The sequence below is a fragment of the Gordonia sp. PP30 genome, from assembly GCF_023100845.1.
Classification (GTDB): Bacteria; Actinomycetota; Actinomycetes; order Mycobacteriales; family Mycobacteriaceae; genus Gordonia.
On the sequence record NZ_CP095864.1, the window covers coordinates 3,147,720 to 3,170,752 of the forward strand.

Annotated in this window: 22 protein-coding genes; 9 read left to right on the plus strand and 13 right to left on the minus strand. The window is 70.5% G+C overall.

Annotated features, from left to right (window positions below; genetic code table 11):
- Positions 1-49 precede the first annotated feature (49 nt).
- The gene (gene ilvD, locus MYK68_RS14550; protein ID WP_247864395.1) at positions 50-1,894 is read left to right on the plus strand and encodes a dihydroxy-acid dehydratase; all 1,845 of its coding nucleotides are present in this window, start codon (positions 50-52) and stop codon (positions 1,892-1,894) included.
- A gap of 67 nt (positions 1,895-1,961) precedes the next feature.
- On the opposite strand, the gene MYK68_RS14555 is transcribed toward ilvD, so the two are convergent.
- From MYK68_RS14555 to MYK68_RS14565, 3 genes are all read right to left on the minus strand, one after another.
- A complete protein-coding gene (locus tag MYK68_RS14555; protein WP_247864396.1) occupies positions 1,962-2,759 on the minus strand; it encodes an alpha/beta fold hydrolase in 798 nt (265 codons plus the stop codon).
- 2 nt (positions 2,760-2,761) lie between these two features.
- Positions 2,762-3,184 (minus strand): DUF2516 family protein, encoded by a 423-nt coding sequence (locus tag MYK68_RS14560; protein WP_247864397.1) that lies wholly within the window; start codon positions 3,182-3,184, stop codon positions 2,762-2,764.
- A 793-nt stretch (positions 3,185-3,977) separates the two neighbouring features.
- Positions 3,978-5,138: a DoxX family protein gene (locus tag MYK68_RS14565; RefSeq protein ID WP_247864398.1), complete on the minus strand. Its 1,161-nt coding sequence runs from the start codon at positions 5,136-5,138 to the stop codon at positions 3,978-3,980.
- Between the two features lie 81 nt (positions 5,139-5,219).
- Here MYK68_RS14565 and MYK68_RS14570 point away from each other — a divergent pair, with 81 nt between their 5' ends.
- Together MYK68_RS14570 and MYK68_RS14575 are read left to right on the plus strand one after the other, a co-directional pair.
- Positions 5,220-6,359 (plus strand): PQQ-dependent sugar dehydrogenase, encoded by a 1,140-nt coding sequence (locus MYK68_RS14570; protein WP_247864399.1) that lies wholly within the window; start codon positions 5,220-5,222, stop codon positions 6,357-6,359.
- Between the two features lie 426 nt (positions 6,360-6,785).
- Positions 6,786-7,100 carry an IS110 family transposase gene (locus MYK68_RS14575; RefSeq protein ID WP_247864400.1) on the plus strand — a complete coding sequence of 105 codons (315 nt, stop codon included), beginning with the start codon at positions 6,786-6,788 and terminating at the stop codon, positions 7,098-7,100.
- A 40-nt stretch (positions 7,101-7,140) separates the two neighbouring features.
- On the opposite strand, the gene MYK68_RS14580 is transcribed toward MYK68_RS14575, so the two are convergent.
- Positions 7,141-8,481 (minus strand): IS256 family transposase, encoded by a 1,341-nt coding sequence (locus MYK68_RS14580; RefSeq protein ID WP_247867961.1) that lies wholly within the window; start codon positions 8,479-8,481, stop codon positions 7,141-7,143.
- A gap of 200 nt (positions 8,482-8,681) precedes the next feature.
- Between MYK68_RS14580 and MYK68_RS14585 the strand changes: the two genes are divergently transcribed.
- Positions 8,682-9,314 (plus strand): transposase, encoded by a 633-nt coding sequence (locus MYK68_RS14585; RefSeq protein WP_247864401.1) that lies wholly within the window; start codon positions 8,682-8,684, stop codon positions 9,312-9,314.
- Positions 9,315-9,518: 204 nt separating this feature from the next.
- Here the strand turns inward: MYK68_RS14585 and gatB are convergent, their stop codons facing one another.
- Positions 9,519-11,024: an Asp-tRNA(Asn)/Glu-tRNA(Gln) amidotransferase subunit GatB gene (gatB, locus tag MYK68_RS14590; RefSeq protein ID WP_247864402.1), complete on the minus strand. Its 1,506-nt coding sequence runs from the start codon at positions 11,022-11,024 to the stop codon at positions 9,519-9,521.
- A gap of 471 nt (positions 11,025-11,495) precedes the next feature.
- Here gatB and MYK68_RS20895 point away from each other — a divergent pair, with 471 nt between their 5' ends.
- Complete coding sequence (locus tag MYK68_RS20895) at positions 11,496-11,642, plus strand: PspC domain-containing protein (protein ID WP_247868064.1); 147 nt, start codon at positions 11,496-11,498, stop codon at positions 11,640-11,642.
- Positions 11,643-12,067: 425 nt separating this feature from the next.
- Here the strand turns inward: MYK68_RS20895 and MYK68_RS14600 are convergent, their stop codons facing one another.
- From MYK68_RS14600 to MYK68_RS14615, 4 genes are all read right to left on the minus strand, one after another.
- Positions 12,068-12,757, minus strand: a complete 690-nt coding sequence (locus MYK68_RS14600; protein ID WP_247864403.1) for a DUF5701 family protein — start codon at positions 12,755-12,757, stop codon at positions 12,068-12,070.
- Between the two features lie 3 nt (positions 12,758-12,760).
- Positions 12,761-13,792, minus strand: a complete 1,032-nt coding sequence (locus tag MYK68_RS14605; RefSeq protein WP_247864404.1) for an ATP-dependent 6-phosphofructokinase — start codon at positions 13,790-13,792, stop codon at positions 12,761-12,763.
- 113 nt (positions 13,793-13,905) lie between these two features.
- Complete coding sequence (locus MYK68_RS14610) at positions 13,906-14,547, minus strand: response regulator (RefSeq protein ID WP_247864405.1); 642 nt, start codon at positions 14,545-14,547, stop codon at positions 13,906-13,908.
- 11 nt (positions 14,548-14,558) lie between these two features.
- On the minus strand, positions 14,559-15,836 hold the full coding sequence (locus MYK68_RS14615) for a sensor histidine kinase (protein WP_247864406.1): 1,278 nt from the start codon (positions 15,834-15,836) through the stop codon (positions 14,559-14,561).
- Between the two features lie 166 nt (positions 15,837-16,002).
- On the opposite strand from MYK68_RS14615, the gene MYK68_RS14620 reads away from it, so the two are divergent.
- Positions 16,003-16,641, plus strand: coding sequence for a hypothetical protein (locus tag MYK68_RS14620; RefSeq protein ID WP_247864407.1), 639 nt, complete (start codon positions 16,003-16,005; stop codon positions 16,639-16,641).
- Positions 16,638-17,855 carry an alpha/beta-hydrolase family protein gene (locus MYK68_RS14625; protein ID WP_247864408.1) on the plus strand — a complete coding sequence of 406 codons (1,218 nt, stop codon included), beginning with the start codon at positions 16,638-16,640 and terminating at the stop codon, positions 17,853-17,855. The genes MYK68_RS14620 and MYK68_RS14625 overlap by 4 nt, the downstream gene beginning before the upstream one ends.
- On the opposite strand, the gene gatA is transcribed toward MYK68_RS14625, so the two are convergent.
- Positions 17,822-19,315, minus strand: a complete 1,494-nt coding sequence (gene gatA, locus MYK68_RS14630; protein WP_247864409.1) for an Asp-tRNA(Asn)/Glu-tRNA(Gln) amidotransferase subunit GatA — start codon at positions 19,313-19,315, stop codon at positions 17,822-17,824. The genes MYK68_RS14625 and gatA overlap by 34 nt on opposite strands.
- A complete protein-coding gene (gene gatC, locus MYK68_RS14635) occupies positions 19,312-19,620 on the minus strand; it encodes an Asp-tRNA(Asn)/Glu-tRNA(Gln) amidotransferase subunit GatC (RefSeq protein ID WP_247864410.1) in 309 nt (102 codons plus the stop codon). The genes gatA and gatC overlap by 4 nt, the downstream gene beginning before the upstream one ends.
- A gap of 126 nt (positions 19,621-19,746) precedes the next feature.
- Here gatC and MYK68_RS14640 point away from each other — a divergent pair, with 126 nt between their 5' ends.
- Positions 19,747-20,088: a YbjQ family protein gene (locus MYK68_RS14640; RefSeq protein ID WP_247864411.1), complete on the plus strand. Its 342-nt coding sequence runs from the start codon at positions 19,747-19,749 to the stop codon at positions 20,086-20,088.
- 25 nt (positions 20,089-20,113) lie between these two features.
- Positions 20,114-20,779, plus strand: coding sequence for an ACT domain-containing protein (locus MYK68_RS14645; RefSeq protein ID WP_247864412.1), 666 nt, complete (start codon positions 20,114-20,116; stop codon positions 20,777-20,779).
- Between the two features lie 266 nt (positions 20,780-21,045).
- On the opposite strand, the gene MYK68_RS14650 is transcribed toward MYK68_RS14645, so the two are convergent.
- Both MYK68_RS14650 and MYK68_RS14655 read right to left on the minus strand, forming a co-directional pair.
- Entirely contained in the window at positions 21,046-22,191 is a 1,146-nt protein-coding gene (locus MYK68_RS14650) for a sensor histidine kinase (protein WP_247864413.1), read from the minus strand.
- Positions 22,185-22,886, minus strand: coding sequence for a response regulator transcription factor (locus MYK68_RS14655; RefSeq protein ID WP_247868065.1), 702 nt, complete (start codon positions 22,884-22,886; stop codon positions 22,185-22,187). Before MYK68_RS14655 ends, MYK68_RS14650 begins: the two co-directional genes overlap by 7 nt.
- Between the last annotated feature and the right edge of the window lie 147 nt (positions 22,887-23,033).

Below are 23,033 nucleotides of genomic sequence, written 5' to 3' on the forward strand. Positions count from 1 at the left end.
TCGGTCCAGCCCGACCGGAGACCTCACCACCGAACCTCTGAGGACACCAATGCCAGCCTTGCGGTCCCGCACCACCACCGTCGGCCGGGAGGCCGCCGGCGCCCGCGCCCTGTGGCGCGCCACCGGAATGACCGACGACGATTTCGGCAAGCCGATCGTCGCGATCGCCAACTCGTATACCCAGTTCGTGCCGGGTCACGTGCACCTGAAGAACGTCGGCGAGATCGTCGCCGAGGCCATCGTGGCCGCGGGCGGCGTGGCCAAGGAGTTCCACACCATCGCCGTCGACGACGGCATCGCGATGGGTCACGGCGGCATGCTGTACTCGCTGCCGAGCCGGGAGATCATCGCCGATTCGGTCGAGTACATGGTGAACGCGCATACCGCCGACGCCCTGGTCTGCATCTCGAACTGCGACAAGATCACCCCCGGCATGCTCAACGCCGCCATGCGGCTGAACATCCCGACCGTGTTCGTCTCCGGCGGCCCGATGGAGGCCGGTACCTCGGTCGTGATCAACGGTGTCGTGCGCCCCGGCACCGACCTGATCGACGCGATCTCGGCCTCCGCCGACAGCAACGTGAACGACGCCGAGCTCCTCGAGGTCGAACGCTCGGCATGCCCGACCTGCGGGTCGTGCTCGGGCATGTTCACCGCCAACTCGATGAACTGCCTCACCGAGGCGCTCGGCCTCTCGCTGCCCGGCAACGGGTCGACGCTGGCCACCCAGACCGCACGGCGCGACCTGTTCAGCCGGGCCGGCAAGCTGATCGTCGACCTGGCCACCCGGTACTACAAGAACGACGACGAGTCGGTGCTGCCGCGCAGCGTCGCCACCCGCGAGGCCTTCGAGAACGCGATGGCGCTCGACGTCGCGATGGGCGGCTCCACCAACACGGTGCTGCACATCCTGGCCGCGGCGCAGGAGGGAGAGGTCGACTTCGACCTGCACGCCATCGACGCGATCTCCCGGAAGGTGCCGTGTCTGGCGAAGGTCGCCCCGAACTCGCCGAACTACTACATGGAGCACGTCCACCGGGCGGGCGGCATCCCGGCCATCCTCGGTGAGCTGAATCGCGCGGGCCTGCTGAACAAGAACGTGCACCCGGTGCACGCCCCGTCACTCGACGCTTACCTCGCCGACTGGGACATCCGCAGCGGCACCGCCACCGACGAGGCGCTCGAGCTGTTCCACGCCGCGCCGGGCGGGGTGCGCACCACCGAGCCGTTCTCCACGTCGAACCGCTGGGAATCGCTCGACACCGACGCCGCCGGAGGCTGCATCCGCGACAAGGAGCACGCGTACACCGTCGAGGGCGGCCTGTGCGTGCTGCACGGCAACCTCGCCGAGGACGGCGCGATCCTGAAGACCGCGGGCGTCGATGAATCGCTGTGGCACTTCCAGGGCCCGGCCCGCGTGGTCGAGAGCCAGGAGGACGCGGTGCACGCGATCCTCTCGAAGGAACTGCAGAAGGGCGAGGTGCTGGTGATCCGCTACGAGGGTCCGGCGGGCGGGCCCGGCATGCAGGAGATGCTGCACCCGACGGCCTTCATGAAGGGTACCGGGATGGGCAAGTTCTGCGGTCTGGTGACCGACGGCCGGTTCTCCGGCGGTTCGTCGGGCCTGGTGATCGGCCACGCCTCCCCCGAGGCGGCCGCCGGCGGCATCATCGGCCTGGTGGAGGACGGCGACGAGATCCTGATCGACGTCCACAGTCGCACTCTGAAGGTGCTGGTCGACGACGAGACGCTCGCCGACCGCCGCGCCAAGATGGAGGCCTCCGAGCACCCCTGGCAGCCCAAGGACCGGCAGCGCACCGTCTCGAAGGCGCTGCGCGCCTACGCGAAGCTCGCCAGCTCCGCCGACAAGGGCGCCGTCCGCGTCGTCGACTGATCAATCGGTGATCCGGCCCCGATCCGCGCACCGCGGGTCGGGGCCGTGCGCATCGGGCGCCGCGCCGCTACTCGCCGCGCAGGAAGTCCGCGATCGCCGTCTGGGCCGCCGCCGAGTTGGTCACCGCGATGTGCCCCTTGCCCGCGACGATCAGCAGGCGGGCGCCGGGGATGAGTGCGGCGGTCTCCTCGAACATGGCGCGGTCGTAGAACTTGTCCTTCCCGCCGCCGACGACCAGCGTCGGCACGGAGATCGGCGGCGCGAGTCGGGCCAGGTCGAACCGGTCCTCGGCTTCGAGCGTCGTCGCCAGATCGGCCGCGGCGTCGTCGTCGGGAACCAGCCGGCGCGCGGTGATCCACCCGGTGGCCCGGCCGAGGGGTCCGAGCCCGCGCGGCATGAACTCCATGATCGCCACGCCCATCGCCGCGCGGGTGCGGCCCCGGCGAAGGAGACGCCCGGTCTGGGCCTGGTAGTGCTTGGTTTCCGGTCCGAGCCGGCAGGCGGTGCTGATCAGGACCAGCCGCCGCACCGCATCGGGATGGTCGACGGCCAGCTGCTGGACGATGCTGCCGCCGGTGGAGGTGCCGAGCACGTCCGCCCGGCCCCCGAACTCCTCGCGGATCAGTTCCGCGTACTCGGCGGCGATCCCGCGCATTCCGAGGTCCGCGGGCATGCCGCCTCGCCGGTTGACGACGACCAGGGTGCGCTCGCCCGCGAGCGTCTTCAGCGGGCCGATCGCGCCGCTGACCATGGCCTCGCTGCCGACGCCGGTCGTCGGCCACAGTCCGGCGCTGACCAGCACCGGTGGACCCGACCCGATCGCCGCGTAGGGAACGCCCGCGGCCACGCCTCGTCGGATGTCCATCGTCACTCCTCCGTCTCCCGTCTGCCCAGCAACTCCTCGCGGTGCCGCCACGGCCAGCTCAGAACGGTCAGGGAGAACGCCCACGTCAGTATGACGATGACGAGCTCGAACGCGCCGCCCCCGCCGGTGGTGAAGATCCCGTTCTCCAGGTCGTAAAGCAGGTCCATGCTGCCGAGGTAGACGCCCGCCGACCCGGCGGCGATCAGCCAGAACAGCGCCCGCTCGCTACCGCGCAGCAGCGTCACCAGCGCCATCACGCAGGTCAGACCCAGCCATGCGTCGGCCAGCGGGAAGGCGTTCTCGAACTGGTAGTAGGCCTGGGTGTCCAGGCTCGCGATCGCCGACCGGTCGGCGAACCACAGCGTCCAGTAGACGGCGTCGAGCAGTATCGCCGCCGCCAGCATGCTCACGATGAACCGCCGCATGCTGGCCAATCTAGTCCTGCCGCAGCCGCGCGCGTCCTTCTCCACCGGCACGGCGTCAACAGCCTCGGCGCATAGGTCTCGAAAGTGCCGAATCGGTGTTCCACACGAGCACCGATTCGGCCTTCTGGCGGCCAGAAGGCCCGACGAGCCGGCCCAACGTCCGCATCGGTCGCGGTTCGGAGCCCGCCGCACGCTTGACCGATAGCGAGCGAGCGGGCGCGTCGGGCATGGTTTCGAGCCCTCCGCAGCCCTACTCGAGTCACGGCCACCTCGCCCAGGCCAGCCAAACGAGTGCCCTTCGCCCACGCCTGACCCACGACGAGCGAGCGGGTGCGAGGGGCGTTGTTCTGAGCCCTTCGCAGCCCTACCTAGAGGTCAGCGCGCCGTCTCGAGACAAGCAGCGAGGACTGGCCCCTCCTGAGCATGCGTGGCGGAGCTTGCGACGACACGCGGTCGAAGGGCCGAAGAACAACGCCTCTCGCACTCGCGCCCACAAACAAAGCTCAGGCGTGAGGGAGTTGTTCTGGCCCGCCACAGCCCTCTCGAGTCACGGCCACCTCGCCAGGCCAGCCAAACGAGTGCCCTTCGCCCACGCCTGACCCACGACGAGCGAGCAGGCGCGTCGGGCATGGTTTCGAGCCCTCCGCAGCCCATTCTGGGCGCTGGCGCGCTCGCTCGAATCAAGGAGCGAGGACTGGCCCCTCCTGAGCATGCGTGGCGGAGCTTGCGACGACACGCGGTCGAAGGGCCGAGAAACCATGCCCGACGCGCCTGCGCCCACACAAAACCGAGGTCAGGCGCGAGCGAGCGGATTGGCCCCATTGAACACGATCCACAACGCCACGCTCGCCGCGATCGCGATGATCAGCCACGCGAACGACCCCCAGGCCGGGCGGCGGGCCCAGCCCCAGCGCCGGTCGAAGGAGTAGGTGCCGGGACCGCACAGGATGATCGCGATCGACGTCGCCGCCAGCACCAGTTCGTATTCGATGCCGTTGCCGTTGCCCTGCGCGGCGAAGAACCAGAGGCCACCGGCGAGGGTCACCTTGTAGGTCATGGCCACGATGATCACGCCGAGCACGGCGGATCCGGCGATCGGGGTGAGCAGGCCGAGGACCAGGAGGGCGCCGCCGATCGACTCGGAGAGGCCGGCGACGAGCGCGAGCGTGTGTGCCGCGTCGGAGTTGAAGCCGAGCGACGGCTGCGGGCTGTTGGTCAGATAGGCCGCGAAGCCGTCGACCCCGAAGCCGCCGCGCCAGGTCGTCAGTTTCTGCAGGCCGTGGAAGAAGAACACCAGTCCGACGACGACCCGCAGGATCAGCAGACCGAGGTCGAGGGTTCCACGGCCAGGCACCGTCACCGGCACGGCCAGGTCGTCGTCGTACCGGTCGGCGGGCACCTCGGAGTAGGCGGCGGGCGGTCCGGCGACGTCGGCCTCGTCGTCGGGGATCACGAGCGGCGCCGTGTGGGTCGGCTCGATGTACGGCAGCGGGTCCTCGGTCAGATGTGCCGGGGCACGACGTTCCCGCGCGTCGGCGTCGTCACCGTCCGCGGCATCGGTGAAGGGCTCGGTGACGACGGCGTCGCCGGCGGACCGGACGTCGATCCGGGTCGCGGAGACGCGCTCGGTGACCGGCGGCGCGTCGTCGGCGAGCGGCGCTGGAACGTTCTCGGCGGCGGGCAGAGCGTCGTCCGGTCCCTCGCTTCCGGAGTGATCGGGCGCACTCGCGCGCTTTCCGGCTTCGCCGGCGGGGTCGGCGGGGTCGGCGGCCGTCGAGGTGAACTCGACGGTCGGCAGTTCCGCGGCGGACGAGCCGTCGATGATGATCGTTTCGGGGAGTTCGCCACCGCTGTCCGCGACGACCCGCGACGCGCTGCGCGCGTGCTTGTCGTAGAAGGAGTCCCGATCGGGCTGCGGTCTCCGCGGCGGCCGGGTGTCGTCTGAACTACTCACTCCTCCGACTGTAGGGCCGCGCGAGCGCAGGTCGAGCCATCGCCACCCGACGATTTGGTAACGATCGCATACTGTTGTCTCATGCCCCTGTCGTTCCCCGGCGCCGCGCGCGCCGCCGCGCTCGTCGCTGCCGCCACCCTGGCCGCGGCGACGCTCGCCGGCTGCGCCGACTTCAGCGAGCAGGATCACACCGCGAACGCCGGCCCGTTCAGTTCGATCCCCGAGGGGGGCGGCGGCGCGCCGGAGACTCCGCGGACGCCCGACCCGACGGAGACCGGCCCCGCCCCGACCGGTCCGTGCGTCGACCCGAATCCGGCGGTGATCGCGACGTGTCTCGGTACGACGGGCGGGGTCCGCCCGGCCGATCCGGAGGGCCGGTCGACGTATGTCGCCGAGCGCGTGACCGGCAAGATCATCATTTCCAAGCGGTACGGTCCGCAGCGCACCATCGCGACGGTGCCGGTCGACGGCAGCGGTGACGGCGGACTGATCGACTTCGAGCTGTCCCCCACCTACCAGCAGGACCAGTTGATCTACGCGCTGATCTCCACGGGTTCGGACAACCGGATCGTGCGGATCGCGCCCGGCAACGCGGTGAAGGCGATCCTCACCGGCATCCCGAAGGGCGCCACCGGCAACATGGGGTCGATCAGTTTCGCGTCGCCCACCGAGCTGCGCGTGGCGACCGGCAACGCCGGGAACCCCGGTGCGGCCGGCGATCCGGGATCGCTCGCCGGCAAGGTCTTCACCATCGACCCGAATCTGACCAACCCGCGGCCGAAGATCCTGGCGTCGGGGCTCGGCGCGAATGTGGCGCTCTGCCCGGATCCGGAGAGCGGCAAGCTCTACGTCGCCGACAGCGGCGCCGCGGGTGACCGCCTCCAGCAGGTGGAGCCCGCCGGCCTCCGCACACTGTGGACGTGGGCGGACCGGCCCGGTATCACCGGCTGCGCGGTCTCCGCCGGGATCATCTCGGTGTCGATGGCCCGCGCATTCCGGATCGACAGCCTCGCCGCGCCGACCAACGCGAGCCCGTCGGTCGGTCAGCCGCAGACGTCCGACGTCAAGGAGCAGTACGGCGCGGTCGGCCGGATGACCAGCACCGGGTCTGCGGTCCAGCTGGCGACCATCAACAAGACGGTGTCCGGTGCTCCGGCCAAGACCACGAACGACGTCGTCGCCCTCTACGCTCCGCAGTCGCAGAGCGACGACAGGCGCTGATCCATCGACATCCGCCGCGAGCCCGACTGGCCGGGCAGTGGACGTAGCAGCGTGCGCGCACGGAAGCAGCGCTCGCGAACGCTGCTTCCGTGTCTCTAATAGATCGTGGTCGGCGAGTGAGTCGGTTGAGGGATGCTGGTACCGGCCTGGCCGGGTGTGGCTACTCCGTGTCTTGCCGTCTGGCTTTGGTGCTGGGCTGGCTGGGTTTCGACTTGTCCACCCGGCGGGGCCGGTGCCGGTCGCCCTCTGCGGCGATGACTGAATAGAAGCCCGTCCAGCGTGACTCCTTAGAGACCTGTCTCGCCGCAGCCGTTTGCGGTTGACCGGCACCGACCGATAGCGGACGACCCGTCCCTGTCGAAAGTGCTGGACATGAGTCAAGGGAGGTCCGCTGTGACCAGTATTTCAGAACAGTATGACTACGTTGTGGGCGTAGACACCCACGCCAAAAATCATCTGTACGCGATCATCGACGCCAGAACCGGTGCGGTGCTCGCCCGGCCGGAGAAGTTCGCCGTCACCAGCGCCGGTTTCACCAAGGCGCTGGCCTGGATCGGCCGTCACACCGCCGGCGCCCGGGTGCTGGCCGCGATCGAGGGCACCAACTCCTACGGCCGTACCCTGGCGCAGGCCGCCGGCACCGCCGGCGTGGCGGTGACCGAGGCCCGGGCGTCATCGAAGAAGGCCCGCCGCGGCACCGGCAAGACCGACGGCCTCGACGCGATACGCGCCGCCCGATGAGCCTGTCAAGTTTTCTGTGTATGTCGTTCGGGTGTTCGGGTTAGAGGTGATGGTTGATTCGTTCGGGGTAGATCAGGGAGAGTTGTTCCAATGCTCGTTTCCAGTTCGTGGTGACTTGGCCTTCGACGAGTCGGCCGGGGGCTCGGCGTTGATCGGCGGGTAGTCCTTTCTCCTTCTCGCGTTCACGGGCGCGTTTGTCCTCGATGTTGCCGATCGCCATCCACAGCAGCTTCACGGCGGCTGCGTCGTTCGGGAAGTGCCCGCGGTTCTTGATGACCTTGCGCAACTGGTAGTTCAACGATTCGATGCTGTTGGTCGTGTAGATCACCCGGCGCAGCTCCGGCGGGAACGCCAGGAACGGGGTGAACCGTTCCCAGGCGTCGCGGAAACTGCGCACCGTCGACTGGTAGCGGCGCCCGAGTTCGGAGGCGTCGAACTCCTCCAGGGCCTGGAGAGCAGCGTCGGCGCTGGAGGCCTGGTAGACCGGTTTGAGGGCGGCAGCGACGGCTTTGCGGTCACCGTAGGACACGAACCGCATCGACGCCCGGATCAGGTGGACCACGCACGTCTGCACGGTAGCCTGCGGCCAGGTCGCCTCGACCGCGTCGGCGAACCCGGTCAGCCCGTCACAGCACACGATCAGCACGTCCTGCACGCCGCGATTACGGAGTTCAGCGCACACCGACGCCCAGAATTTGGCGCCCTCGGTCTGCGCGATCCAGATCCCCAGGACGTGCTTGATACCGTCCACGTCGACACCGACGGCCAGGTGCGCGGACTTGTTGATCACGTGCCCGCCGTCACGGACCTTGACCACGATCGCGTCGAGGTACATCACCGGGTACAGCGGTTCGAGGTCACGTTGCTGCCACTTGATCACCTCGTCGGCGACCTCTTCGGTGATTTTCGAGATCGTCTCGTGCGACAGGTCCGTGCCGATCGTGGAGGCCAGATGGTGCTGGATATCGCGGATCGTCATCCCGCCGGCGTAGAGCGAGACGATCATCGCGTCCAGACCGTCCAGACGGCGCTGGCCCTTGCGGACCAGCATCGGGATGAACGAGCCGTCGCGGTCACGCGGGATACGTAACTCCACGTCCCCGACCTCGGTGGCGACAGTCTTGGTGCCGTAACCGTTACGGGAGTTGGGAAACGACGACGCCTCCGGGTCGCCGGCCTCGTACCCGAGGTGATCGCTCAACTCGGCGTTCAAACCACGCTCCAGGGCCGCCTTCATCAGCGACCCGAGCAGACCGCCCTCGCCGGTCAACGGCTCGCCGCCATCGATCTTGGCAAGGACATCATCGAGCGCACCCGAGGCGATGAGCGCATCGGTGGCCTCGTTCTGGCGGCGACGCCGCTCTTCTCGTGACTGATCCACAGTCACATCATCGATGGTCACAGTGAGAGTTCCTTTCAGGACTCACCCTCCCGACTTACACAGACCATCTGACACGCCCCGCCCGATCGGTCCTGGAACGCTCCCTCGCCGAACTCACCGAGCCACGCCAGGGAAAAACGCGTGCTGACCTGCAAGTTCTGCTGATCTCCCGGCGTCAGAAGTCCCGGCAGAAGACGGCGATGATCAACACGCTGAACGCGATCGTGCGGACCCTGGGCCTGGTGGCAGACACCGGCAAGAAGCTGACAATGACCCAGATCCGAGCCATCGCCGACGGCGGCCTCACCGGCTCCGGGCACTCAGCGATCGCCGTGGCAGCGGCCACCGATCTGGCCGACGAGATCATCGAATGCCACAAGGCCCTGGCGGCCAACGAGCGGCGCCTGCGCGCTGTCGTGGCCTCCTGGCGGCCCGAGCTGCTCGCCGTCGTCGGCGTCGGGCCAGTAACGGCCGCCCGCATCCTGACGGTCTGGTCGCACCCGGGCCGGTTCGCCAGCCAGGCCCACTTCGCCTCGATCGCCGGAGCCAGTCCCGTACCGATCGGCAGCGGCCAATCACTGGCGTGGCGACTGAACTACGGCGGCGACCGACAACTCAATTCCGCCCTGCACACCATCGCCCTGACCCGCAAACGTCACGATCAACGCACCAAGGACTACATCACCAAACGCACCACCGACGGCAAGACCCCACGCGCGATCGATCGACTCCTCAAACGCTACATCGCCCGCGAGATCTTCAAACTCCTCGAACACGGCCCCACACACGCAATCAGCGGCACCCACGACCACCAGCTCCCCGCTGCCGCTTGACAACGAACATAGAAGCGTCGACTCGCTGCTACGCGGCCGAGGCCTGGTGAGAGCCGGGCACTAGAAGGGTGGCTTCGACACCTCGCCTCGCCCTGGCGGGCTCGTCGACGGCTCAGCCGGCGATGGACAGTCGGCGTCGAACAGTCGGTGGCCGACTGGGATGCTGCGAGGCGCGCATGGCGGACCTGCTCGACCCAGGGGCGCTTACTGGCAAGCGGCCAGGACCAGTTCCTTGACCCGGGCGGGGTCGGCCTGGCCGCGAGTCGCCTTCATGACGTCACCGACGATCTTGCCCGCGGCCTGGACCTTGCCGCTGCGGATCTTGTCGGCGATGTCCGGGTTGGCGGCGAGGGCGTCGTCGACGGCCTTCTGCAACGCGGAGTCGTCACGCACCACTTCGAGTCCGCGGTCGGCGACGATCTGGGCGGGCTCGCCCTCGCCGTCGAGCACCGCGACCACGACCTGCTGCGCGAGCTTGTTGGTCAGCTTGCCCTCGTCGACCAGACCGATCACCTCGGCGACCTGCGCCGGGGTGATGGCGAGCTGGTCGAGTTCCACGCCGCGCGTGTTCGCCTGCTGCGCCAGGAACGACACCCACCAGCTACGTGCGGCGTCGGGCTTCGCACCGGCGTCGGCGGTGGCGATGATGAGGTCGACGGCGCCGACGTTCACCAGGTCGCGCATCACCTCGTCGGACACGCCCCACTCGGCCTGGATGCGAGCGCGGCGCACCCACGGCAGTTCGGGCAGCGTGCCGCGCAGGTCCTCGACCCAGGCGGGTTCGCAGATCACCGGCGGCAGGTCGGGCTCGGGGAAGTAGCGGTAGTCCTCGGCGGTCTCCTTGCGGCGGCCGGCCGAGGTGGTGCCGTCGGTCTCGTGGAAGTGCCGGGTCTCCTGGATCACCTCGCCACCCGCGGTGAGCACCGCGCCCTGGCGGCGCATCTCGTAGGTGACGGCGGCGGCGACGCTCTTGAGCGAGTTGACGTTCTTGGTCTCGGTGCGGGTGCCGAATTCGCTCGCGCCCTTGGGCATCAGCGACAGGTTCACGTCGCACCGCATGGAGCCCTGGTCCATCCGGACGTCGGAGACCTCGAGCGAGCGCAGCAGATCGCGCAGCGCGGTCACATAGGCGCGCGCGACCTCGGGGGCCCGCTCCCCGGCCCCGACGATCGGCTTGGAGACGATCTCGACCAGCGGCACACCCGCGCGGTTGTAGTCGAGCAGCGAGTGGCTGGCCCCGTGGATCCGGCCGGTGGCGCCGCCGACGTGCAGCGACTTTCCGGTGTCCTCCTCCATATGGGCGCGCTCGATCTCCACGCGCCACGGCGTGCCGTCGTCGAGGACCACGTCGAGGTAGCCCTCGTACGAGGTGGGCTCGTCGTACTGGCTGATCTGGTAGTTCTTCGGCTGGTCCGGATAGAAGTAGTTCTTCCGGGCGAAGACGCTCGACTCGCGGATCGAGCAGTTCAGCGCCAGCCCGATGCGCACGGCCGACTCGACGGCCTTGGCGTTGGCCACCGGCAGCGAGCCCGGCAGGCCGAGGCACGCCGGACAGACCTGCGAGTTCGGCTCGCCGCCGAACGTGGTCGGGCAGCCGCAGAACATCTTGGTCGCGGTGCCCAGTTCCACGTGCACCTCCATGCCCATCACCGGGTCGAAGCGCTCGAGAACCTCGTCGAAGTCCATCAGTTCGTCGGTAGCCACACTCATGCGGTCCATCGTATCTGGGGGACGATCTCCGGGATTCTCCCGATCCCACCGCGGCCGCGCGGCCGTAGTTTCGAGGTCGACAGCTTCGCCGAGACACGGCGGACGACGATCCCCAGGAGGGCCGCCATGTCCCATCCCCCGCTCCCCGACGACAGCAACGACAGCAACGACAACGACGCAGCGCCCGAATCCGCGCCGGTGTCCGATTCCACCGAGCACGGAGCCGCCGAGCCCGATTCCACCGAGCCCGGCGACGCACCTGTTCCCGCGGCCGATCCCTCCGGCCCGCCGGCCGCCGACGTTCCGCGGGCCGGCGGTGAGTTCACGGCCGCCGATGTGCCGGCCGCCGGCGAGGTGCCGCCGTCCGAGGAGGTGCCGCCCCTCGGTGCGGCCGGGGCCGACGGGACGAACGGCGCCGGAGTCGCGGCCGCCAGTCGTCCGCGCCGCCTCACCCGGTCCCGGACCGATCGCATGCTGGGCGGCGTCTGCGGCGGCATCGCCGAGTACTTCGGCCTCGACGCCACCTGGGTGCGCGTGGCGTTCGTGGTGTCGATCATCCTGCCGGGCCCCCAGTTCCTGCTGTATCTGCTGTTGTGGATCGTCATTCCCCGGAACTGAGATACCGGGCCGGACACCCTGGTCGAGATCGTCGAGAATCACGGGGTCGCTCGGGCACATGGTCCGGGACACCCCAGAATTCCTGCATCTCGACTCGAAGAGGTGGGGTTTCGACAAGCTCAACCGGCGGGACGACTCAACCGGCGGGACCGCCCAGTCCGCGGGACCACTCAATCCGCGGGACCGCTCAATCCACACGGCCACTCAATCCGTGGGACCGCTCGACCGGCGGAACGACTCAACAGGCGGGACCGCTCGACCGGCGGGACCGCTCGACCGGGCAAGGACCGCTCAGTCCGCGGGATCACTCAGTCCGCGGAACCGCTCGACCGGCGGGGACCGCTCGACCGGCGGCGCCACTCAGTCCGCGGGATCGCTCAGCCGACGGAAGGATTCGACCGGCAAGAGCCGGGTACTCGACAGGATCAGGGAATGACCGCGGCGAACTGGCCGGTCTCGACCGCGAAGTCGCCGCGGCGGCGGGCCGCCGAGGCGATCCCGAGCCCCGGATGCCCGGCACCGGCCGGGAACCAGCCGACCTGCGGCGCCGCCGGACGTCCGCCGCCGTCGCGCCCGGGGCCGCCGGTGATCCAGACCGCGGGGACACGGGCGTCGTACCGGCCGTCCGCGGTGACCCGTCGCGAACCGGCGGCCAGGAAGCAGTGCCCCATCTCCAGCACGGCCGGGCTTTGCAGCACCCAGGCGATCCCCTCGTTCAGCAGCAACGGCGACCGGCCACTGGTACCGATCACCGGCACCGCGTCGTTCGGCGAGTCGTCGGTGAACTCATCGCCGCGGTCAGGCGCGATGACGGCGTAGAGCGGGCAGGCCGGAATCTCGATCGGCGGCACCGGCGCGAAGGCGTCGAGGTCGGCCATGCCGTCGCCGACCACCCCGGGCGCACCGGATCCGGGTAAGCGCATCAGTGGCACGAGACGGGACGGCGGCAGCATCGCGGGATCGATCGCCAGGAGCGTTTCGGGACCACCGGGTTGCTCCAGTTCGCTGGCGCGCGACACGAACTCGGCCGCACGCATGCCCAGCATGTCGTGCACGCCGAGGTCGACGAGGCGCACGGCCTGGTCGGTCGGTGAGGGCAGCGGCGGTCGGGACATGGATCAGCCGTACAGCGCCCGCGCCCCGTTGTAGAAGTCCAGCGGGACCCTCTTGGTATGACCGACGGCCTCGGCGAACGGCACCCGCACGATCTGGGTGCCGCGCAGCGCCACCATCTTGCCCCAGTCGCCGTCGGCCAGGACATCGCTGATCGCCTGCCCGAACCGGGTGCCCAGGACGCGGTCGTAGGCGGTGGGGACGCCGCCGCGCTGGATGTGGCCGAGGACGGTCGCGCGGCTGGTGATGCCGGTGCGCTCCTCGATGAGCGGCGCCAGGATCTCCCCGATGCCGCCCAGTCGCGGCCGGTTGAACTCGTCGAGGCCGCGATCGGAGAACGCCTCGTCCATGTCCGGAAGCGTGAACCCCTCTGCCACGATCACCAGTGGTGCGCGCCGCCGGTCCTTGACGTGCACCACCCACTCGCAGATCTGGTCGAGGGTCTCCGGGGCCTCCGGGATCAGAATGGAATGAGCGCCGGCGGCGATGCCGGCGTACATCGCGATCCATCCGGCGTGCCGGCCCATCACTTCGAGGACCATGCAGCGCATGTGCGAGTCGCCGGTGGTGCGCAGCCGGTCGGCGGCCTCGGTGGCGATCTCCACCGCGGTGGAGAAACCGAAGGTGAAATCGGTGGCTTCGAGGTCGTTGTCGATCGTCTTGGGAACGCCGACCATGGGGACGCCGTCGTTCAGGAGCCGGTTGGCGGCGGCCATCGTGCCGTCGCCGCCGACCGCGACCACGCCGTCGATCTCCAGTTCTTCGAGGACCCGCTTGATCGCGTCCGGTCCGCCGTCGGGCTGCGTGTACGGGCCGAACCTGCTGGTGCGGAGGATGGTTCCGCCGTTCTTGGAGATCCCGCGGACCGCCGAACGGGTGAGCAGCTTGATGTCGCCGTAGACCAGACCCTTGTAGCCGTCGAGGAAACCCACGAACTCCTGGCCGTGTACCGCCGTGCCTTGCAGAACCATGCCGCGGATCACCGCGTTGAGGCCGGGGCAGTCGCCACCCGAGGTGAGAATTCCGTATCGAGCCATCTGCGTCGCCCCTCGATCGCTATCGCTTGCGGGTAGGAAGAACCGGTCCGCCCCATTCGATCAGATCGACGGGCCCTGGGCCACCGGGCCGGAAGATTTGGTCACTACTCGAACTATTTGAGGCCGTTCTCGTAGGCGAAGACCACCGCCTGGGCCCGGTCGCGCAGACCCAGCTTGGCCAGCACCCGGCTGACGTGCGTCTTGACGGTCTCCTCGGACACGAACAGTTCGGCGGCGATCTCGGCGTTCGACTTGCCGTCGGCGACGACGATCAGCACCTCCCGCTCGCGGGGCGTCAGCACGTCCGCGGCGGCGGTCGGCGTCCGCGTGCGCCGGGAGGTCACCTCGGTGATGAGACGCCGGGTGACCGACGGAGCCAGCAGAGCGTCGCCCGCGGCGACGACGCGCACGGCGCGCACCAGTTCGTCGGCCGGTGCGTCCTTGAGGAGGAAGCCGGAGGCGCCGATCGAGAGCGCGGTGTAGACGTAGTCGTCGATGTCGAAGGTGGTCAGCATCAGCACCCGAGTCGGCAGTCCGGCCTCGATGATCCGACGGGCCGCCCACAGCCCGTCCTTGCGCGGCATGCGAACGTCCATCAGCACCACGTCGGGCCGGAGCCTGCGCACCAGGTCGACGCCGTCGATCCCGTCGGCGGCGTCGCCGAGGACGGAGATGTCCGGCGCGGCGTTCAGCAGCGCCGCGAATCCGGCGCGCACCATGGCCTGGTCGTCGACGATCACCACGGTTGTCGGCACGTCTGCAGACTCTACGTGTGCTTCTCGGGGCCGACGGGCACGACGGCGGTCACCGCGAAGCCGCCTTCCGCGGTCGGTGCCGCGGTCAGGGTGCCGCCGAGCGCGGTGGCCCGCTCGGTCATACCGGCGATCCCCAGGCCGGGCGCGTCGGCGGTCGGCGCCGGCTGTGTGTCGTCACCGGGCGGGTCGTTCAGCACCAATGCCCGCACCGCGGCTCGATCGTCGGCCTCGGCCGGTTCGAGGGTCACCAGGATCGGCGCGCCCGGCGCGTGCCGGAGCGCGTTGCTGAGCGACTCCTGGACGATCCGGTAGAGCACCAGCCCGGCCGCGCCACCGACCGAATCGGCGTCGATCCGCGAGTCGACGTCGACCTGCGCGCCGGCGGCACGCACCGAGCCGATCAAATCGTCGAGGTCGGTGAGTTCCGGCGCGGGCGCGAGGGGTGCGGCATCGTCGCCGGGCACCCGGGTGTCGTCCGTGCGCAGCACCCCGAGCAGGCCGCGGACCTCGTCGAGCGCATCCCGGGCGGCCACGGCGATCGACTCGAACTCGGTCACGACGGCCGGCGACATCGGGACCTCCGGGTCGGCGACGGCCAGCCGGTACCGCGCGGTCTGCGCCATCACGACCACCATCGACATCCGGTGCGCGACGATGTCGTGCAGTTCGCGGGCGATCCGCGCCCGCTCGGCGAGCACCTCCTCCCGGGCCTGCGCCAGTTCGGTCTGCTCGGCCTGCGCGGCGATCTCCCGGCGCGAACGCACCGAATAGCGGAGAAACGCCACGCCGATCGCCAGCACCGTCAGCCCGAAGATCCAGCCCAGCGCCAGGTGCCACGGCACCGCGAACAGCAGGGTGACGGCGGTGACCGCCCAGATCACCGGTACCCGGCCGAGCGGCTGGGTCACCAGCGCCGCGAAGGTCACCGCAATGAGCACGAGGAACTGCGGTACCGCGACGCGCAGATCGTCGTGCCCGGCCTCGCGCGGCAGCAGCGAGGTGAACAGGCAGACGACGACGATCAGGACCCAGCCGAACCGGACGGCGGCGCGACCGGCCGCGATCGTGGCGACCGGCAGCACCGTGGCCAGCGCCAGCACCGGCAGCACGTACGCCGGGATGGCCAGGGTCTCGCCGAGCACCGGCCAGGTGCTCGCGAACATGATCACCGCGGCCAGCAGGGTGAGCCGGTTCCAGCGGTTCGCGGCATAGGTCCGCAGCTGCGGATCGGCGATCCGCTGCGGGTCCAGGCGGCGGCGCGCGGACCGGTATCTCGTTCGTATTCCCACGCCCTCCACGGTAGGGACTTCCGGCCTGAGCGACGTCCCTCCGCAGGGGGATTCCGGGGTCCCCCGCGGGGGTGAACCCGGCCCGGCGCGGCCCCTTCGCGAGCACGTCCGGATTCCCTCTCGTGCGGGATCCGTGCAGGTGAACGGCATTCCTAGCGTCGACGACATGTCCGGATCACCTCGCCCCCGCCCGTTCGACCGACCCCTTGCCGCCCTGGCCCTCCTCGGCCTCGCGGCCGTCTTCTTCCTCTCCGGCCACGAGTCGGCCCGGCCGCCGACCGCACCGCCACCGGCGACCGGGCGACCGGTGGCCGTCGCCGCGGTCACGACCCTGCCTGGTGCCGGGGCGTCGTCGGCGCTGGAGGCCCTCGTCGGGTCCCGTCCGGCGAGTGCTCTCGCGCTGATCCCCGCCGACTTCCCCGCCCGGCTCGGTTACCGCCCGGCGCTGGAGGACGGCCTGCCGGTGAACCCGGGCGGGTCGTGCTCGTCACCGGTGCCGCTGCCCGCGCGCTTCGCGGCCGCGTGCCGCATGCACGACTTCGGCTACGACCTCCTGCGGTACGCCGAGCAGACGCGCACTCCGCTGCCGCCGCACATCCGCGCACGACTCGACGCCCGGCTCGTCTCGGCGATGCACCGGTCGTGCACCGACCCGGCATGTCATTCGGCGGCGGAGCTGAGCCGCGCCGGCCTGGCGCTCAACACCTGGCGGCAGCGCGGGGGCGCCCCGGTGCGCGAGACCGGCGCGCAGATCACGCTGAGCGTCGTCGTGCGAGTGGGCGAGACTCTGGCGGGGCTGTCGTGAACGCGGACCGGCGTCCGGCGGCGCTCTGCGGTGCGGTGCTCGGCTGGTCGGCGTCGTTGACGCCGGGCGCCCTCCCCCGCTCGGCTGCCGTCGTGACGACGGCCGGGACCGTCTGTGCGGCGGTGGGTCTACTGATCGGGCTGCTGTCCGCCGCCGTGTTCGGGCGGGTCCGGCGGCTACGGCTTCCGGGGATCGTCCGGGTGGCACTCGGCGTCTACGTCGCCGCGGTCCTCTGCGCCGCGGTGGTCTGGGAAGAGCGGCTTCGATCGGCCATGGACCTGCCTCCGGCCGGTCCGCTGTGGGTGCTGGGCGCGGTCGCGGTACCCGCGACGGTCATCGGACTCGTGGCGTGGATACCGTGGCGGCGCTTGGTGATCGGCGGTGTCGTCGCGCTGATGACGTTGCTCGGCACCCCCGGCTCACCGGCCCACGCCGCCCCCGACGTACCGGACTCGCCCTTGGTCCATTACGCGGGTCTCGACGGCCGGGCCGACACCGCACGCGCCGTCGACCTCGTCGCTCGCTGGCGCGCGGACGGCGGTGCGCACCAGCGTGCGGTGGTGGTCGCGGTGCCCACCGGATCGGGATGGGTCGACGGCGGCGCAGTGCGCGGCTTCGACGAGCGTTTCGGCGGATCCGTGCGGGTCCTCGCCGTGCAGTACAGCGCGATGCCGTCGTGGCAGGCCTATGTCCGGTCACCCGAGCGGGCCGGGCAGAGCGCGACGGCGCTGGTGGCCGCACTGAGCCGCGAGATCGGCACCCTCCCGCCCGGGCAGCGGCCGCGGGTGTACCTGTACGGCCAGAGCCTCGGCGCGACCGGCGCCCAGGTGGCACGACGCTGGGCGCACGAGCACCGGGTCCCGCTCGCCGGAACCGTGCTGGTCGGCGTGCCGGGCGGCGGGGCGTCGTGCCGCGACGACCCGTCGTGCGTGGTGCTGAACAATCCCAGCGATCCGGTCGCGGCGCTGAGCTGGTCGTTGCTGTGGCGTCCGCCGGCGCGGAACGTGTTCACCGGCGAGGCGGGCCCGCGGCCGCCGTGGGTGCCGGGGCTGTCCCTACTCGCCACGGTCATCGACCTCGTCGGATCACGCGACGTGCCCGCCGGGTTCGGTCATCGCTACGGCACCGAACAGGGACTCGTGGCGCCGATTCCTTCCGACCCGGGGAGCCGAGTGAGGGCTCAGCCCTCGAGAGGACCGCGGGCCGACTCGTAGGCGGCGCCGACCCGGTAGAGGCGGTCGTCGCGCAGCGCCGGGGCCATGATCTGCAGGCCGATCGGGAGGCCGGAGTCGTCGAGCCCGGACGGGATCGACATGGCGGCGTTCCCGGCCAGGTTGACCGGCAGCGTGCAGAGGTCGAAGAGGTACATCGACAGCGGGTCGTCCACCTTCTCGCCCAGCTTGAACGCGGTCTGCGGGGTGGTCGGCGAGACCAGGACGTCGACCTGCCCGAAGGCCTCGGCGAAGTCGCGCGCGATCAGCGTGCGCACCTTCTGTGCCTGGCCGTAGTAGGCGTCGTAGTAGCCCGAGCTCAGCGCGTAGGTGCCGATCATGATGCGCCGCTTCACCTCGGGGCCGAAACCGGCCTCGCGGGACAGTGCCATCACTTCCTCGGCACTGTGCTTGCCGTCGTCGGCGACCCGCAGGCCGTAGCGCATGGCGTCGAACCGCGCGAGGTTGCTCGACACCTCCGACGGCAGGATCAGATAGTACGCGCCGAGCGCGTACTCGAAGTGCGGGCAGTCGACCTCGACGATGGTCGCGCCCTGCGCGCGCAGCGTCTCACACGCCTGCTGGAACGACGCGAGCACCTCGGGCTGGTAGCCCTCGCCCTGCAACTGCTTCACGACGCCGACGCGCACACCGGTCAGGTCACCGGCCGCGCCCTCGCGGGCCGCGCGGACCACCGGCGGCACCGCGACGTCGATCGAGGTGGAGTCGCGCGGGTCGTATCCGGCGATCACCTCGTGGAGCAGGGCGGTGTCGAGCACGGTGCGGCCGCACGGACCGCCCTGGTCCAGCGACGACGCGCAGGCCACCAGGCCGTAGCGGGAGACGGTGCCGTAGGTCGGCTTCACGCCGACGGTCGCGGTGACCGCGGCGGGCTGGCGGATCGAGCCGCCGGTGTCGGTGCCGATCGCCAGCGGCGCCTGGTACGACGCGAGCGCCGCCGCGCTGCCGCCGCCGGAACCGCCGGGGATGCGGCTGGTGTCCCACGGGTTCCGGGTCACCTGGTAGGCGGAGTTCTCGGTCGAGCTGCCCATGGCGAACTCGTCCATGTTGGTCTTGCCGAGGATCGGCAGTCCGGCCTCGCGCAGCTTGCGGGTGAGCGTCGCGTCGTACGGCGACACCCAGCCCTGCAGAATCTTGGAGCCGCAGGTCGTGGGGGCGTCGACCGTGGTGAAGACGTCTTTGAGCGCGATCGGCACACCGGCCAGCGGCGACGGTGCCTCCCCCGCGGCGATCGCGTCGTCGGCGGCCTTGGCGGCGGCCAGCGCCTCGTCGGCGCCCACGTGCAGGAACGCGCCCAGTTCGCCGTCGATCTCGGCGATGCGGTCCAGGTGGGCCTGCGTCGCCTCCACCGACGACAGCTCGCGCGCGGCTATCTTGCCGGCGAGCTGCGCGGCGGACAGGCCGGTGACCTCGTTGCTGGTACGCGTGCTCACGGTGCTCATTCCTCCCCGAGGATCTGCGGAACGGCGAAACGGTCCTGCTCGACGGCCGGCGCCCCGGACAGCGCCTGCTCCGGCGTCAGACCGGGCACGACGACATCGGCGCGCACCACGTGACGCAGGTCGGCCGGGTGTGCCGTCGGCGCGACGTCGTCGGCGGCCACCTCGGAGATCTGGGCGACGTGCCCGAGGATCGAATCGAGCTGGGCGGCGTACTGATCGAGTTCGTCGTCGGTCAGCGCCAGACGCGACAGGAGCGCCAGGTGAGCGACCTCGGCGCGGCTGATGGCGGGCTCGGACTGCGTCATCTAGAGCGTTCCTCTCTCGGGCTGCTGCGATGCTCCCAGAGTAGGCGGTCAGCGCCCGGCCGCCCGCCGCGGCCCCCGGCGCGACGGGCACCGGCAGCGGGTGTCGCCGATCGGTACCGTGGAGACATGATGATCGTCACAACCAACGACCTGCCCGGCTACCGGATCGATCACGTCTTCGGCGAGGTCTTCGGCCTCACCGTCCGCTCGCGCCACATCGGCTCGAACATCGGCGCGGGACTCAAGTCGCTGGCCGGCGGTGAGCTGCGCGGAATCACCCAGCTGCTGCACGAATGCCGCCAGGAAGCGCTCGGCCGGCTCGCCCAGGAGGCCCAGGGCAAGGGCGCCAACGCGGTGGTCGCGTTCCGCTTCGAGACCACCGAGTACTCCAACGGCGGTGGCGTGGAGGTGTGCGCCTACGGGACCGCCGTGGGCGTCGTGTCGCTGGCCGCCGGAACTCCGGCGTAACAGTCCCGCAACAAAGGACTCGATAATGGGTGAAGTGTCCTTCCTGATGCGCGTGACCCTGACCGACCGGCCCGGCAGCCTCGGCCTCCTCGCCGCCGCCCTCGGTTCGGTCGGCGGCGACATCCGCTCTCTCGAGGTGGTCGAACGCGGCACCGGCTACGCCGTCGACGACGTCGTGGTGGAACTGCCCACCGGCGCGCTGCCGGACACCCTGATCACCGCCGCGGAGAGCGTGCCCGGCGTCCAAGTGGACTCGCTGCGCCCGTTCACCGGCAAACTCGATCTCCACCAGGAACTCGCGCTGATCGACGCCGTCGCCGCGGCCCGCCGCGACAGTCTTCAGGTCCTCGCCGATCTGGCCCCGCGGAGCCTCAACGTGTCGTGGGCGATGGTGGTGACCCGCACCGGCCGGGACGCGGTGACGCTGACCGGCAGCGGCGGCGCCCCCGAGACCCCGCTGACGCAGGCCGATTGGCTGCCACTGCCCGCCGCGTGCGCCTTCGACCCCAACGCCGACTGGATCCCCGGACCGTGGCGCGAACACGACACCCTGCTGGCCGCGGCTCCGCTGGGCGACGGGGTCAAGGCGCTCCTCCTCGGCCGGGTCGGCGGGCCCGCCTTCCGGCCGTCCGAGATCGCCCGCCTGGGTCACCTGACGGGCATCATCTCGGGCCTGGTGCACGCGAGCTGAGACGCCGGCCGTAGCTCGGCTTCGACTCGATCTCGGCTAGCGCCTCGATCGGCTCAACCAGCGGCCGAAACACCTCGGTCGGCTCAGCCGGCGACGAAGCACCGAGATCGGCTCAGCCGGCGACGAAGCACCGAGATCGGCTCAACCAACGGGCGAAGCACCTCGGTCGGCTCAGCCGGCCGCGAAGCACCACGACCGGCCCAGCGAACGGCGAAGCGCCACGACCAGCGACGATATGGCGCACGATCGCCTCGATTCGGCGATTCTCAGCCCGGCAGCCAGGCCGTCACCCGGAATCCGTCCGGACCGTTGATCGCCCGCACCTCGCCGCCGTGTGCGTCGACGATCCCCCGGACGATCGGCAGGCCGATTCCCGCGGAGGCGGGCAGCGAATCGCCGGACGATCCCTCGCCGGCCGGGCCGCCACGGGCCGCGTCGGCCCGCCAGCCGACCTCGAAGATGCGGTCGAGCTGATCGATCGGCACACCCGGACCGCGATCGGTCACCGAGATCAGCGTGCCACCGGCATCCGCGGTCTCGGCGCTGACGGTGACCTCGCTCCCGGCGGGTGCGAATCGGATGCTGTTGCTGAGGAGGTTGACCAGGACCCGGGTCATCTCGGCCGGATCGGCACGGACCACCCGGCCGGCCACGCCGTCGTGCACCACCCGCAGCCGGCGTTCGGCCGCGTAGTCACCGATCTCGGCGACCGCATCGGACACCACGTCCAGCAACTCGACCTCGTCGACCTGCAGGATCAGGCCCGCCTCGTCCAGCCGGGCGAGCGCGAACAGGTCGTCGACCAGCTTGTTCATCGAGTCCACACGCAGCCGGATCCGCCGGTAGTACTCCTGCGGATCGTCGGTGGCGCCTTCCTCCAGGACCTCGGCCATCGCCCGCAGTCCGGTGAGCGGGGTGCGCAGATCGTGCGACACCCAGGCGAAGAACTGGCGCCGGGTGGCGTCGAGCGCCTCGGCCGCGCGGCGCGCCTCGGCGAGTTCCCGCGAGGCCGCGGCGAGTTGCCGGGAGACCTCGGCGAACTCGCGCCACACGGTGGGATCGGCGTCGACCACCTGCCCGTCGCCGACGCGCCGGGCCGCCGCCGACAGACCGGCCGAGGCGGCCCGCACCCGGTAGCCGAGGAACAGGGCGGCGGCCACGCTCAGCACCGCCGAGACCCCGGCGACCCACAGCAGCACCTGCAGATCGTGGCGGGACACATACATCTGCGCGGCGATGGCGGTCACCGCGAGGACCATCGACAACGGGGCGGCGAGTCCCACCAGCCACAGCTGGACGGCGATGCTGTCGCGGCGGCGCCACCGGGCGATCAGCAGACCGGCCACCGTCACCGCGACGGCGGCGCCGGCCGCGATGAGCAGGATCTGAAGGATGGCCTCACCGCTCAGCATCCTCGGTTCCCCCCGGATTCTCCCGGCTCGTCGTCGGCCACGAAGCGGTAGCCTGCGCCCCATTCGGTCAGCAGGTGCCGCGGATAGCGGGGCTCGGCCTCGATCTTCTCGCGCAGACGGCGCACGTGGACGGTCACCGTCGACGCGTCACCGAACGACCAGCCCCACACCTCCGCCATGATCTCGTCCCGGCCGCACACCCGGCCCGGGTTCTGGACGAAGAAGGCGAGCAGTTCGTACTCGCGGGTGGTGAGGTCGATCCGGACGCCGCCGCGGTAGGCGATGCGGTGCGCCGGATCGACGCGGAACGGGCCGGCCTCGAGCAGCCCGACGTCGGTGCGCGCCCGGGTGCGCCGCAGCAGTGTGTCGATGCGCAGGTACAGTTCACGCATGGCGAACGGCTTCGTCAGGTAGTCGTCGGCGCCCTGTTCCAGACCGCGGATCCGTTCCGGTGCCGCGCCCAGCGCGGTCAGCATGATCACCCCGACCTGCGGCAGGGTGTCGCGGATCTGCCGGCACAGCTCGTCACCGCTCACCCGCGGCAGCATCCGGTCGAGCACCACCACATCCGGGATCCGTTGCCGCAGCGCCGTGCGCGCGGCCGCGCCGTCGGCGACCTCGACGACCCGGAACCGGTGGGCGCGCAGATAGTCGCCCACCGCGCCGCGCACGGTGGCGTCGTCCTCCACCACCATCACTTCGGCCTGCTTCGTCGTCACTCCTCCGAGGCTATCGCCGCACGACGCCCACCGGACCGCCGCAATTCTTACGCCCCTGAAATGTTTCCCCTGCGCCGCGGCTGGCGTGCCTAGATTCGGCCTTGTCCGACGACGGCGGCACCG

What these genes read in the sequence shown, in the direction of transcription:
- ilvD (WP_247864395.1), top strand. Translation starts at nt 50, where the DNA reads ATGCCAGCCTTGCGGTCCCGCACCACCACCGTCGGCCGGGAGGCCGCC.
- MYK68_RS14555 (WP_247864396.1), bottom strand. Translation starts at nt 2,759, where the DNA reads ATGGACATCCGACGAGGCGTGGCCGCGGGCGTTCCCTACGCGGCGATC.
- MYK68_RS14560 (WP_247864397.1), bottom strand. Translation starts at nt 3,184, where the DNA reads ATGCGGCGGTTCATCGTGAGCATGCTGGCGGCGGCGATACTGCTCGAC.
- MYK68_RS14570 (WP_247864399.1), top strand. Translation starts at nt 5,220, where the DNA reads ATGCCCCTGTCGTTCCCCGGCGCCGCGCGCGCCGCCGCGCTCGTCGCT.
- MYK68_RS14585 (WP_247864401.1), top strand. Translation starts at nt 8,682, where the DNA reads ATGATCAACACGCTGAACGCGATCGTGCGGACCCTGGGCCTGGTGGCA.
- gatB (WP_247864402.1), bottom strand. Translation starts at nt 11,024, where the DNA reads ATGAGTGTGGCTACCGACGAACTGATGGACTTCGACGAGGTTCTCGAG.
- MYK68_RS20895 (WP_247868064.1), top strand. Translation starts at nt 11,496, where the DNA reads ATGCTGGGCGGCGTCTGCGGCGGCATCGCCGAGTACTTCGGCCTCGAC.
- MYK68_RS14600 (WP_247864403.1), bottom strand. Translation starts at nt 12,757, where the DNA reads ATGTCCCGACCGCCGCTGCCCTCACCGACCGACCAGGCCGTGCGCCTC.
- MYK68_RS14605 (WP_247864404.1), bottom strand. Translation starts at nt 13,792, where the DNA reads ATGGCTCGATACGGAATTCTCACCTCGGGTGGCGACTGCCCCGGCCTC.
- MYK68_RS14620 (WP_247864407.1), top strand. Translation starts at nt 16,003, where the DNA reads ATGTCCGGATCACCTCGCCCCCGCCCGTTCGACCGACCCCTTGCCGCC.
- gatA (WP_247864409.1), bottom strand. Translation starts at nt 19,315, where the DNA reads ATGAGCACCGTGAGCACGCGTACCAGCAACGAGGTCACCGGCCTGTCC.
- gatC (WP_247864410.1), bottom strand. Translation starts at nt 19,620, where the DNA reads ATGACGCAGTCCGAGCCCGCCATCAGCCGCGCCGAGGTCGCTCACCTG.
- MYK68_RS14640 (WP_247864411.1), top strand. Translation starts at nt 19,747, where the DNA reads ATGATGATCGTCACAACCAACGACCTGCCCGGCTACCGGATCGATCAC.
- MYK68_RS14645 (WP_247864412.1), top strand. Translation starts at nt 20,114, where the DNA reads ATGGGTGAAGTGTCCTTCCTGATGCGCGTGACCCTGACCGACCGGCCC.
- MYK68_RS14650 (WP_247864413.1), bottom strand. Translation starts at nt 22,191, where the DNA reads ATGCTGAGCGGTGAGGCCATCCTTCAGATCCTGCTCATCGCGGCCGGC.
- MYK68_RS14655 (WP_247868065.1), bottom strand. Translation starts at nt 22,886, where the DNA reads ATGGTGGTGGAGGACGACGCCACCGTGCGCGGCGCGGTGGGCGACTAT.